Annotated in this window: 13 protein-coding genes; 10 read left to right on the forward strand and 3 right to left on the reverse strand. The window is 45.2% G+C overall.

Annotation, left to right across the window (positions count from 1 at the left end):
• From RM811_RS10480 to RM811_RS10510, 7 genes are all read left to right on the forward strand, one after another.
• A partial coding sequence (locus tag RM811_RS10480; RefSeq protein WP_402523763.1) for an energy transducer TonB occupies positions 1-323 on the forward strand: 323 nt, incomplete at its 5' end.
• A gap of 240 nt (positions 324-563) precedes the next feature.
• Complete coding sequence (locus RM811_RS10485) at positions 564-1,241, forward strand: YqgE/AlgH family protein (protein ID WP_402523765.1); 678 nt, start codon at positions 564-566, stop codon at positions 1,239-1,241.
• Between the two features lie 22 nt (positions 1,242-1,263).
• Positions 1,264-1,710 carry a Holliday junction resolvase RuvX gene (gene ruvX, locus RM811_RS10490; RefSeq protein WP_402523767.1) on the forward strand — a complete coding sequence of 149 codons (447 nt, stop codon included), beginning with the start codon at positions 1,264-1,266 and terminating at the stop codon, positions 1,708-1,710.
• 209 nt (positions 1,711-1,919) lie between these two features.
• Positions 1,920-3,341, forward strand: a complete 1,422-nt coding sequence (locus RM811_RS10495) for a hypothetical protein (RefSeq protein WP_402523770.1) — start codon at positions 1,920-1,922, stop codon at positions 3,339-3,341.
• Between the two features lie 51 nt (positions 3,342-3,392).
• Complete coding sequence (gene ruvX / locus RM811_RS10500; RefSeq protein WP_402523787.1) at positions 3,393-3,680, forward strand: Holliday junction resolvase RuvX; 288 nt, start codon at positions 3,393-3,395, stop codon at positions 3,678-3,680.
• Entirely contained in the window at positions 3,625-3,777 is a 153-nt protein-coding gene (locus RM811_RS10505; protein WP_402523793.1) for a hypothetical protein, read from the forward strand. Before ruvX (RM811_RS10500) ends, RM811_RS10505 begins: the two co-directional genes overlap by 56 nt.
• Before the next feature lie 159 nt (positions 3,778-3,936).
• Positions 3,937-5,322, forward strand: coding sequence for a hypothetical protein (locus RM811_RS10510; protein ID WP_402523772.1), 1,386 nt, complete (start codon positions 3,937-3,939; stop codon positions 5,320-5,322).
• Positions 5,323-5,379: 57 nt separating this feature from the next.
• On the opposite strand, the gene RM811_RS10515 is transcribed toward RM811_RS10510, so the two are convergent.
• Together RM811_RS10515 and RM811_RS10520 are read right to left on the reverse strand one after the other, a co-directional pair.
• Positions 5,380-6,504: a PilT/PilU family type 4a pilus ATPase gene (locus RM811_RS10515; RefSeq protein ID WP_402523774.1), complete on the reverse strand. Its 1,125-nt coding sequence runs from the start codon at positions 6,502-6,504 to the stop codon at positions 5,380-5,382.
• Between the two features lie 13 nt (positions 6,505-6,517).
• Positions 6,518-7,552, reverse strand: coding sequence for a type IV pilus twitching motility protein PilT (locus RM811_RS10520; RefSeq protein ID WP_402523775.1), 1,035 nt, complete (start codon positions 7,550-7,552; stop codon positions 6,518-6,520).
• 68 nt (positions 7,553-7,620) lie between these two features.
• Here RM811_RS10520 and RM811_RS10525 point away from each other — a divergent pair, with 68 nt between their 5' ends.
• The 3 genes from RM811_RS10525 to RM811_RS10535 all read left to right on the forward strand — a co-directional run bounded on the left by RM811_RS10525 (position 7,621) and on the right by RM811_RS10535 (position 9,834).
• Entirely contained in the window at positions 7,621-8,319 is a 699-nt protein-coding gene (locus RM811_RS10525; RefSeq protein ID WP_402523778.1) for a YggS family pyridoxal phosphate-dependent enzyme, read from the forward strand.
• A 6-nt stretch (positions 8,320-8,325) separates the two neighbouring features.
• Complete coding sequence (gene proC / locus RM811_RS10530) at positions 8,326-9,147, forward strand: pyrroline-5-carboxylate reductase (protein WP_402523781.1); 822 nt, start codon at positions 8,326-8,328, stop codon at positions 9,145-9,147.
• A 132-nt stretch (positions 9,148-9,279) separates the two neighbouring features.
• Entirely contained in the window at positions 9,280-9,834 is a 555-nt protein-coding gene (locus tag RM811_RS10535) for a YggT family protein (protein WP_402523790.1), read from the forward strand.
• Positions 9,835-10,401: 567 nt separating this feature from the next.
• Here the strand turns inward: RM811_RS10535 and RM811_RS10540 are convergent.
• The gene (locus tag RM811_RS10540; RefSeq protein ID WP_402523784.1) at positions 10,402-11,712 is read right to left on the reverse strand and encodes a hypothetical protein; all 1,311 of its coding nucleotides are present in this window, start codon (positions 11,710-11,712) and stop codon (positions 10,402-10,404) included.
• Positions 11,713-11,957 lie beyond the last annotated feature (245 nt).

The following is an 11,957-nucleotide window of genomic DNA, read 5'->3' on the forward strand; positions in this document are numbered from 1 at the left end:
TGCAAGAGGCCGGAGCGTTTTATAAAGAGTCCTGGCGGCGCAAAGTAGAAAAGGTGGGTAATATCAATTACCCGGAAAAAGCCCGTCGTGATCAACTCTACGGCGAGCTACGTCTGATGGTTGCAATTAAGCGGGATGGCACACTCTCCAGTGTAGAGATCATGGCCTCTTCCGGATATAAAGTACTTGATGATGCGGCCATTAGAATAGTGAAACTGGCCTCCCCTTTTGCCCCTTTCGACGACACGCTGAAGAGCTACGATATAGTTGAAATCATCCGCACCTGGCGCTTTGAGCCCGGGGATCGTTTATTCAGCCAGTGAGATCGCTTCCCGCTGCCCGAAAAAGCTAAGGGGGAGTGGCATTCTAACCTCGTTCCCATGCTCTGCGTGGGAATGCATACCGCACCCACCACAAACAAAACAACCAGAGCATAACTCCGGCACAACCCGGCAGAGTCAGATTGTCACCAGTTCTCAAACATCCCATGGCAATTCAGACTACGGACCATCAGAAGGTTCTGCGGCACAAGACCAGTCCCGTATGCGTTCCCACGGAGAACCGTGGGAACGGGTTCAGAGCGGTTTTTATGGACAACGGACATTTCATATTGCAAGAAACCCGGACTCAGACTTGCCATAAATGGCGTTTCCCCTAATACTCCCGCTATGAGCAGTGTTCCTTTCCAGAATTTCAAAAGCCACTTCCTGATTGCCATGCCAAATATGGCCGATCCCTCTTTTTCTGAAACCCTCACTATCATCTGTGAACACAGCCCGCAAGGTGCCCTGGGAATTGTTATTAATCGACCAAGTACTCTCGCGATGAGTGAAATTTTCCGACAGGTGGGTATTGGCGACTATGACCAGTCTGATAGCAGCAAACACGCTGTTTACTCCGGAGGGCCCGTATCTCAGGAAAGAGGCTTTGTCCTTAACTCGGGGGAAGCCAGCTGGGATGCGAGTCTGGAGATATGTCCCGGCTTACAGCTGGCCACATCAACGGATGTTCTGGTTGCCATGGCCGGAGGGACGGGGCCAAAGCAGGCTCTGGTAGCCCTTGGTTATGCTGGCTGGGGCGCCGGTCAACTGGAAAAGGAAATCTCCGAGAATACCTGGCTCACCTGTGAAGCTGATCCATCCATCGTCTTCGACACACCTTACCACCTGCGCCTGTGTGCTGCTGCCAATACTCTGGGCGTTAATCTCAACCTGATTTCTGATCAGGTTGGGCATGCATAGGCTCTTTTGATATAAGAAAGTGATGACTGAAAAAACATTAAAAACCGTACTGGGTTTTGACTTCGGAACCCGCAACATTGGTGTTGCAACCGGGCAGATTATTACCCGAACAGCCTCCCCTCTCCCCTCACTGAAAGCAAAGGATGGGATCCCGGACTGGCATCAGATGGAAGCCCTTATTCAAGAGTGGCAACCGGATGCCATTGTGGTGGGTATTCCACTGAATATGGATGGCTCCGAGTCAGAAATGTCCCGTCGGGCCAGAAAGTTTGGCAAACGAATTCACGGTCGCTTCAATCTGCCGTTTTATGAGGCCGATGAACGGCTCACCTCTTTCGAAGCCAAAGAGTGGGCAGGAAAGCTGGGGCATAAAGGACACTACGGATCAAACCCGGTGGATGCCATGGCTGCCCAGATCATCCTGGAAGCCTGGTTGAATGATCCGGTCAACAAATTTTTATCTGGATAATCAGGTTCAATGATGGAAAGTATTTCATCGGATATCGGCGTTTCTGAGTAGTGTGAAAAAATCATACTTCTCAAAACTTGAACTTTTTAGAACAATTTCAATCAAAACGGTTCCGGGTGTAGCTATCAGGCTCAGTGAAAGAAGATAGAAAATCACTCTCATCGGCAATCTATTTTAGATCCGCAGCAATAATTCAGGAAATATGTTATATGCTTGCAGCACCTAATGAAATAACACTCAATGGTCAATATTATTCATATAGAGATCATAATGACGAAGTCACCGATAGTTTAGTAACTTTTCGACAATATAAATGTAACATAACATATGATTTAGCAATATATCTGGCAAAGACTGGATGGCATGCAGAAGAAGCAGAAGAAAATGATGGGAGCCAACCCCATTTGAAATGCCTGAAATGCAAGAAAACTTGTGCACTTTCTGTTCTGGAAGAATACTTCAAAAAGAAAGAGCCATCAGCGTATTATGAAGAAAATTATATTCATAACGGGAATTGTCCATATTTAAGAATTTCACCAACAAGTGGAAAGATCAGAGATGATACGTACAAGGAATTATGGAATAAATTTACTAGCAGATATAACTCATTCCTAAGTGGTAGGAACTATCAACAAAGCTCGAATATTCCTATCTTTACTACTGCTGCAGCAACTGGCTTCTACGTGGTATGTCCCACAAGTAAAATCAATAAAGATGGTTGGTCTGATGATAACTTAATATGTATCAGATGTAATAATACTTATAACTACCGACGCTCAACAAAAACGGGGGCTGACAGCCTGGATAAAGTAATCAAACAACACAATAATAGTCGTTGCCTCCCTTCTCCTCGTAAGGTAAATCCTGCTTTTAATCCTGAGCCCTCATCAGCAATATACAAATCGAAGGATGCCACCTCCACAGAAGATCAGGTTAATAGTCAGATGCGTATTCGACAATCTTTGAATCAACAAAATTATCGTGACAACCAGATTACTATTGCCATTAATAGTCTCTACGGTAATAACCCCGATGCCTTTTGGATTGAAGGCCATATTATTCTTGTAATGGATAACACTAAACTACTTATTTCCATGGGAATAAATCCTGATTCACTCACTGCTTTCCTTAAAAAAAATACTGGCAATACTGAAAAAAAAATATTGATCGAACATTTTTATAATGATTTTTTTAATGATCAGGAAAACAAACAGGTAGCATCAGAGAGCAAAAGAAATTTTTCGCCAGTGAATAATAACCCAGCCGCAAATTCAACTCTGAAACAATTACCTGATCAGTTTGGCAAAATGGCCATCTCAAACAAACCGGAGTCTACTGCTGATAAACATAACTACACTGGAGATCTGAAAGTAAATCATCAAGAGAAAGGGACACCGGCTCTCCAGAATCAGAATGAACAGGCGTCATTATTATACTCACTCAATCGGGGTACCGAATGTACTATATGTATGGAAAGAAAAAGCCTTTGGGGATTAAGCTCATGCCCTCATCCAATTGTCTGTAGTAGTGACCATTGTTTAAGTAATCTATCAAAAATAACAACCTGTCCAACTTGTCTTACGCCAACGGCAGGGATTTTAAAGAAGTATGAGAAAGTTACTATATTGTAATCCATCAAGGACTCAACGTTTTTGGGAGCGTTACACGATTCCCTGCTACAGGTGCCCCCTGTAAAACTAAACGACGAAAGTTGTTTCACTGATAAGGCTCAGTCGTATGTCCCTGTCATTAAAGTAATTGTCCACAAAACTCATATTCAAGAGTGGCAACCGGATGCCATTGCGGTGGGTATTCCACTGAATATGGATGGCTCCGAGTCAAAAATGTCCCCTCGGGCCAGAAAGTTTGGTAAACGAATTCACGGTCGCTTCAATCTGCCATTTTATGAGGCCGATGAACGGCTCACCTCTTTCGAAGCCAAAAATTGGGCAGGAAAGCTGGGGCATTAAAGGACACTACGGATCAAACCCGGTGGATGCCATGGCTGCCCAGATCATCCTGGAAGCCTGGCTGAATGATCCGGCCAACACGGCACTGTCTGAATAATGCTGGAACCTGCTGAAAAATAGCCATCTGGCATAAATGTACATACCTGAACCTATAAACTCCAGCCAATGAACAGATTTAAAATCTGTTCAGGCTTTGAACTTTTACGTTTCCAGCTTGTCTTCCAAAGTACCGACCATAAATTAGAAGAAAATGAAAATGCATGGAACTACACATGGAACTACACATGGAACTACAAGAAGAAATCCACAATCTTCTGATTCTGTGCAATCGAAATATAGCGACACGAATCAGTTAAGGTACCAACAAGGCTGTACTCACAGCTTTGTAAACCTTCCTGCCCGCAAGTGGTCTGACGCACTAAATAAGATTCCAGCCGCTCTGCCTGAAACAACGAAAATGAGATTGAAAAACCTCAATGCCGACTTTATAATTGATACCAATTCACCAACACCGCATTTACAAAATCTTGACCTAACCTATGCCGAAATTGTAAAAGGGAATCGACCCTCTAATAGCTCAGACTCAAGCCTGCAAAGAAACGAACCATCAGCAGAAACAGAATACTGGGACACGGGGATGCCACTGCAACCAGCCACTTCAGATAAACCCAACGTGGATGGAGATAGTTGGGAAAAGCCATCTATACCGAGTCGAGAAACTGATTGTAAGGGTGAAGTAACGCAACCAACTCAAAATTTACAAATAAAATTTGGAAGATGGATCGGGTTAGGGAGAGGAAAGAGCATCGACACGACTAAAACCGGCTGGAAAATAGCAAATCAATCAGAAGCATTTATGCAACTTCCAAGTATCAATCCTGAGTATGAATTAACTAAACCAACTCAAAACATACTTAAACCGTGGGGAAGAGCGAGAGGAAGGCTAATAGCAAAAAATACAGAAACCGCTGTAGTCGGTCGAAAAACAGAAAATCAATCAGAAGCATTGAAAACCACAGTATCTGACCAATCAGGAAAAACAAAAAATACAGAAATCACTGTAGTCGGTCGAATAACAGAAAATCAATCAGGAGTATTGAAAACCACAGTATCTGACCAACCAGAAAAAACAAAAAATGAGATTTACGCAGTGAAAAGCACTCATAGAAACAGCGTTAGTTGTAAAAAAAATTCTCAGGATAAAATAATCAAGTCAGCTTTAGATAAACTTAGCAAAGCATTAAATATGATCCATGAGTCTAAAAAATTCCACCATCCCGCTATGTTAGAAAGAATTTCTGATCTTTTTATTTTGACCAAGAAAAATATAGACGACAATGGGTTGGACCCCAATAACAACAAACGCTATGAAAAATTCGCTGCCGATTACTCTACCCTCAAGAGTAGTGTCGGCGCTGTTGAAGATAAAAGTGGAATCCCTGGTTTAGGAGCTTCAGATGAGGGTTTGACCACAAAAATGGGGCAATTTAGCTTGTCTGAGAAGGTTTCCACTAATAACGTAAACAGCGCCAGTAGTGTCAGTGGTTCACTGGATGAAAAAATCAAATATCATAATCAGACAATATCTCAAGCAAAGTCCCTGAAAGGCATGCCCCTGGCAACACCAACAGAGGAAGCATGAGACTAACCGGCTCAACCGCCGGTTATCCTTTCCATCAAGCATCCCTCAGGGCCTCGTTCAAGCCTCTTCCATCTGCAGCGTCAGTTTACTGGATCGTTCCGTCAGATAATCCCCATCCACTTCAGAACCCAGCTTAATCATCAGACGAAGGTCATTGGCCGAATCAGCATGCCTGAGAGCCTCTTCATAGCTGATCTCACCACTGTTATAGAGATCAAGCAGCGCCTGATCAAAGGTCTGCATGCCCAGCTCCCGAGACTTTTTCATAAGCTCCTTAAGGGCCTGAGCGTCACCTTTACGGATGATATCCTGAGCCAGTGGCGTATTCAGGAGTACCTCTATAGCAGGGCATCTCCCGGCACCATTCAGTGAAGGTATCAGCTGCTGGGCAACAATCCCCTTAAGGTTCAGGGACAACTCCATCCAGGTCTGGTGATGATGTTCTGGCGGGAAAAAGTGAAGAATACGATCTAACGCCTGGTTAGCATTATTGGCATGAAGGGTTGCCAGGCAAAGATGTCCGGTTTCCGCAAAATTCAGGGCTTGCCGCATGGTATCCTGACTGCGAATCTCACCAATCATAATGACATCCGGTGCCTGACGAAGACTATTTTTCAAGGCAACTTCATAAGATTCAGTATCAATGCCCACTTCACGCTGGGTAACAATGCACTTCTTATGCTGATGAATGAATTCGATGGGGTCTTCAATACTGATAATATGGCCGGTGTCGTTTTCATTTCGATAACCAAGCATCGCAGCCAGCGTTGTTGACTTACCAGTGCCAGTCGCTCCCACCAGAATAACAAGACCCCGTTTAGCCATGCTCAGGTCTTGCAATATGCGGGGCAATCTTAACTCATCAAGGCTGGGAATCTTTTCCTCGATTCGCCGCAAAACCATACCCGCCTGATTTCTCTGTTGAAAAGCACTGACCCGGAATCGTCCAATACCTGCTTGAGCGATAGCGAAATTACACTCTTGCTTAAGCTCAAACTCCAGGCGCTGTTTTTCATCCATAACGCCAAGAACCAGCACTTTCGCCTCAGTAGCGGTCAGCGGCGTTTTGGTCACCGGTATCAAACACCCATCCAGTTTGATACTGGGAGGAAAGCCTGCAGTGATAAACAGATCCGATGCTTTTTTTACCGCCACCAGTTTTAATAATTTTTTAATATCCATTACACCAACACACTTAAAACGCTTCGGTATCCTTGGCTTTTTCACGAGCCATATTACGGCTGACAAGCCCTTTTTTGACCAGATTCTTCAGACACTGATCCAGCGTTTGCATGCCAAGCCCGGAACCGGTCTGAATAGCTGAATACATCTGGGCCACTTTATCTTCCCGGATCAGATTTCGAATACCGGCAGTACCCAGCATGATCTCATGGGCAGCGATACGCCCTCCACCATTTTTCTTCAACAGTGTTTGCGAGATCACAGCCTGAAGGGATTCTGACAGCATGGAGCGTACCATGGATTTTTCTTCTGCCGGGAACACATCCACAATACGGTCAATGGTTTTCGCCGCTGAGGTGGTGTGCAGAGTTCCGAAAACCAGATGACCGGTTTCAGCGGCGGTCATGGCCAGACGGATGGTTTCCAGATCCCGCATCTCACCAACAAGAATAATATCCGGGTCTTCACGCAGCGCTGACCGGAGCGCATTACTGAAACTGTGGGTATCCCGATGTACTTCCCGCTGGTTAACCAGACACTTTTTCGGGGTGTGGATAAATTCAATAGGGTCTTCGATGGTCAGAATATGGTGGTACTTGGTGTCATTGATGTAATCCAGCATGGCAGCCATCGTCGTACTCTTGCCAGAACCGGTAGGACCGGTAACCAGAACCAGCCCCCTCGGCTTATCAGCAATGGTTTTAAACACCTGCCCCATCCCCAGGTCATCCATGGTCAATACTTTACTGGGAATGGCCCGGAATACTGCGCCGGTTCCCCGGTTTTGATTAAAGGCATTGACACGAAAACGGGCAACCCCTGGCACTTCAAAAGAGAAATCTGCTTCCAGGTGTTCTTCGAAATCTTTACGCTGCCTGTCGTTCATGATGTCATAGATCAACCCATGAACTTTTTTCTGATCCATCGGTGGCAAGTTGATGCGACGAACATCGCCATCTATTCGAATAATTGGCGGAAGCCCTGCCGACAGATGCAGATCCGAAGCACCCTGTTTAAAGCTGAATGCCAACAGTTCCGTAATATCCATTTAATATCCCCCTTACACCATGAAGCAGGTAAACTACTCAATTTATTGTCCCGGTAATGTACAACCTGATGACCTTATTACAAAACCGATTTCAACGGGTTTATGACCGAATTCATCAAGCAGAACAAGCCTGTCATCGCCATGGTCAGGTTCAGCTACTGGCCGTCAGTAAAACCAGTCCGACCTCTATGGTGCGTGAAGCCTGGCACCTGGGTCAAAAACACTTTGGCGAAAGCTACCTTCAGGAAGCGCTCAGTAAAATCGACGAGCTCAATGAACTTTCAGGCATCCATTGGCATTTCATCGGCCCGATTCAGTCAAACAAAACCAGAGATATCAGCAGCCACTTTGATTGGGTTCACAGTGTCGACCGCCTGAAAATCGCCCAGAGACTGAATGACCAGCGCCCGGAAAAGCTTCCCCCATTAAATATCTGCCTGCAAGTGAATATCAGCGAAGAGGCGACAAAATCCGGAGTCAACCTGGAAGACCTGCCCTCAGTAGTTCAGTTTATTTCCGGATTACCCAATCTGAAACTACGTGGACTGATGGCCATTCCAGCACCCGAAACCGATCCGGAAAAACAGCGTAAACCTTTTAACACTCTGGCTAATACATTAAATGCACTTAATAAAGAGTTTTCACTGACTATGGATACACTGTCCATGGGAATGACGGATGACCTTGAAGCCGCTATTCAGGAAGGTTCAACCATGGTTCGCATCGGCACTGCCCTGTTTGGTGCCAGAGATTACCCCGGGGAATAATCAACAATGTCTGAATCAACCATTGCCTTCATTGGCGCTGGCAACATGGCCAGCAGCATTATTGGTGGCCTGATCAATAACGGTTGGCCAACCTGCCGGCTGATGGCTACAGCGAGGACAGAAGCAACACTGTCAGGCATCCGTGGAACGTTTGATATTGAAACCACGGTGGATAACCACCTGGCCGTGAGCAAGGCTGACATCATTATGCTCTGTGTAAAGCCCCAGGTGATGAAGGCGGTTCTCACTGACTTGAGTCCATCCATAAAACCGGATGCCCTGATCATCTCAGTGGCGGCCGGTATTACCATGGCAAGTCTGCAAGTGTGGGGCGGTGAACATCTGGCCATTGTCCGGAGCATGCCAAACACACCCTCCCTGCTGCAATGTGGCGCCACGGGGTTGTTTGCTAACGCTCAGGTCAGTGCTGCCCAGAAGTCACTGGCCGATGATATCTTCAACGCCATTGGTATTGCCAAATGGGTCGACCAGGAGTCATTGATTGACGCAGTGATTGCCGTCTCCGGCAGTGGCCCCGCCTATTACTTCCTGTTAATGGAAATTATGGAACAGGTGGGTACCCGCCTTGGGCTTGATGCTGAAACATCACGACAGCTGACACTGCAAACGGCCCTGGGAGCTGCCAGAATGGCTCAGGAAAGCGATGCCGGTGCTGCCGAGCTTCGCCGTCGTATTACTTCTCCGAACGGTACTACAGAGCAGGCAATAAAGACTTTTCAGGAAGGAGGACTTCCAGAACTGGTAGAGAAAGCCATGAATGCGGCGGTCAGCCGGTCGATAGAACTGGCAGAAACGCTGAAAGACTAATTTTCACCCTGTTTTTCGTCCTGTTGACGTGCCTTGGTGAGTCTTTATTGTATTATGCATATAAATTATTAACTTAAGCGTAAGGGTTTTTACTGCCTTATGCCTTTACATGACGGGTATCCAATACACTCTATGTCTGCACTTTCTTCGAGTCTCAGCTTTCTGATCCAAACTCTGGGTGGTTTGTATATCATGGCTGTATTGATTCGCTTTCTGCTACAACTGGTTCGGGCTGATTTTTACAATCCTATCTCCCAGGCCATTGTGAAAGCCACATCGCCCCTGCTGAAACCTCTTCGCAAAATCATACCCGGCTTTGGCGGCATTGATATTGCCTCACTGGTGCTGGCATTAATACTCCAGATAGTACTGCTCTATGTGTTATTGCTTATTGGCGGCTATTCCATTGCAGCCATCCCTTTCCCCGGGGTCCTGATCAGCAGCCTGGTGAAGCTGGGCATTGAGTTTCTGAATATTTACATGTTCAGCCTGATTGTTATTGCCATTTCCAGCTGGATTGCTCCTAACAGTGGTAACCCCGGACTGATGTTGCTCCATCAAATCACCGAGCCGCTGAGCAGTCGTATTCGTAAAGTGATCCCTCCCATTGGCGGGCTGGATTTATCCCTGATGGTGCTGGTGATCATCATCATCACCCTGAAGAATTTTCTGGGTGCACTGGCTTAACGAACGCTGCCCGCTGTCCGCCTCCCGCTGCCCGAAAAAGCCAAACCCGCTTGCGCTTTACGGGCAGCGGGAGGCGGGTAGCGAGTAGCGGGTAACGATTTTTGAACTCGTTCCCACGGTCCTCCGTGGGAATGCATACGGAACCTGCTGAATGCCACAGGGCTATCGATAGTCCGTAGTCTTAATTGCCATGAAATGCCGGAGTCTCGCGCTGGATGTTTCATTTGTGGTGGGTGCGGTATGCATTCCCACACAGAGCGTAGGAACGAGATTAAAAGGCGTCTATTCGCATTAAGGAACTGTAATTAAATAACATCCCAATCCATCACTCGCTCAGGAACGGTAACATTGTTCCATTTAGAATTTATGACGCAAGAATTTTTCTATTTAACTCGATTCCCGTTCATCCTGAGCCTGTTGAAGGGTATGACTCCGAGCCCAACAATCAAGTTCGTACCAAACACCCTTCGACGAGCTCAGGGTGAACGGAGATTGAAATTCAAATCGGGAAATTATTTAATGACAAATCCTAAGCAGTGAGCATTAAGCACGGAGTCTTCTGTTTATCTATTCCCTTGAGTGTGAACTGGATCTAAGCCCCTGAAATTTCTGCTGACCTTCACAGATCATACTTGCCAGCTGATCAACACTCCACCCATCAAAGTAGTTTGCATCTTTAATAACGGATGGGGATAGCCCATTTGACAGAAGTAATTGGTTAACCAAAAGGTAACCAATGGTTCTGGCATTGCCATCTGCAAACCAGTGGATGACTTCCAGATTACGGCACAGTTCAGCAATAACTCTGATTTTCTTATCATCCGTCTGGCAGTTACTGATTCCGGTGTTGTAGCTTTCAATATATTCTTTCACAATTTCGCTGTTTTGATTTCTGTAGATGTAACCGAAGAATTTTTCGCTTTTTCCTGGCCCGTCTATTGTCTGATCGATTCCTTTAATTCCATCCTGTTTTAATAATTCGGCTCTAATCCTTTCCTCCTTTATCATCGCCTCAAGCTCTTTCAGCCCTTCCAAAGTTGTATTGCTTTCGCGTAACTGAAAAATAACATTTGAATTTTTATTTCTTTCACATTTTTCAAAAATGGAATAACCATGCTGATCGCAGACATTATCTATAGCAATGTAATGAAGAGACTGTATTGATTCGAAGTTGAGTACAGATATTGTATTTTGGAGAATGTAGCTCCAGCCTGCATTCATTGCAGCCATATAACCAGGCTCATCTTCATAATAGAAAGGCCCATGCTGAGTATGACAGTCATCAATGAATATCAGATATAAATCCCGTGCCTTAAAACCCGAAGTCAGGGGATGGCTGTCCAGTTGGCATTGCAGGTCTGGCAGGGAGGAGAGATAATTTTTATAGCCATTGATCAAGGCACTGGTTCTACTTAAAGGACGAAGGTCGAACCAAAAACAATCATGGTATTTGTCAGGATTTTCTTCGCATTCCCTGGTTAGCTGCTCAACTCTGCGAAGCGTATCCAGACTGTCAGGTCTTAGAATACCAGTTAAAAATTCAATAATATTAGTACAATTTTCTTTAGACAGTATAGAGGGGGTAAGATGGCACAGTACTTTTAGCGCAGAAGAACACCCTTCAGAACAGAATCCCTTAGTCGTACACAAAGACAACTTCCGCCCCTTTAAATCTTTTTGAAACGCCATAAATTCATCTTGATTATCTCGACGCGAAGCATCAGTAGAACGGAAACTAATGGCATCAAGCAGATTCTTTTCCCGATGAGACGATTGACAGTCTCCGTTGAACCCACAGCCCCCATCCTCCGCCGGACCACTCTCTTGCTTATGGGAGTTGATTGTTAATCCCGCAAGATTGTTAATATTATTCAACATGGGTATCTCTCAATCATTAGCTCCTTGAATCAAGGTAAATACAATTTTTCCTACTTACTTGGACCGATGGATCATAAATTAGTTCCAAATCCAGATAAACTATAGCCTGAATCCGTAGCTTCATAGCAGATGGATTCCGTTACATCCCTTGCTACACTTAGCTTGCAGGCTATAAATAGTGATTTCTTTTTTGCACCTACTGAGTGCATTTTTGGATAATCAAAAAAACAGCATTTTTCATGGAT

It is taken from the genome of Endozoicomonas sp. (assembly GCF_031844845.1).
Lineage (GTDB): Bacteria > Pseudomonadota > Gammaproteobacteria > Pseudomonadales > Endozoicomonadaceae > Endozoicomonas.

Excerpts from the sequence above, each read along its gene's own strand:
- ruvX (WP_402523767.1), top strand. The coding sequence starts at position 1,264 with ATGACTGAAAAAACATTAAAAACCGTACTGGGTTTTGACTTCGGAACC.
- RM811_RS10520 (WP_402523775.1), bottom strand. The coding sequence starts at position 7,552 with ATGGATATTACGGAACTGTTGGCATTCAGCTTTAAACAGGGTGCTTCG.
- RM811_RS10535 (WP_402523790.1), top strand. The coding sequence starts at position 9,280 with ATGTCTGCACTTTCTTCGAGTCTCAGCTTTCTGATCCAAACTCTGGGT.
- RM811_RS10505 (WP_402523793.1), top strand. The coding sequence starts at position 3,625 with ATGAACGGCTCACCTCTTTCGAAGCCAAAAATTGGGCAGGAAAGCTGG.
- proC (WP_402523781.1), top strand. The coding sequence starts at position 8,326 with ATGTCTGAATCAACCATTGCCTTCATTGGCGCTGGCAACATGGCCAGC.
- RM811_RS10510 (WP_402523772.1), top strand. The coding sequence starts at position 3,937 with ATGCATGGAACTACACATGGAACTACACATGGAACTACAAGAAGAAAT.
- RM811_RS10515 (WP_402523774.1), bottom strand. The coding sequence starts at position 6,504 with ATGGATATTAAAAAATTATTAAAACTGGTGGCGGTAAAAAAAGCATCG.
- RM811_RS10540 (WP_402523784.1), bottom strand. The coding sequence starts at position 11,712 with ATGTTGAATAATATTAACAATCTTGCGGGATTAACAATCAACTCCCAT.
- RM811_RS10495 (WP_402523770.1), top strand. The coding sequence starts at position 1,920 with ATGCTTGCAGCACCTAATGAAATAACACTCAATGGTCAATATTATTCA.
- RM811_RS10525 (WP_402523778.1), top strand. The coding sequence starts at position 7,621 with ATGACCTTATTACAAAACCGATTTCAACGGGTTTATGACCGAATTCAT.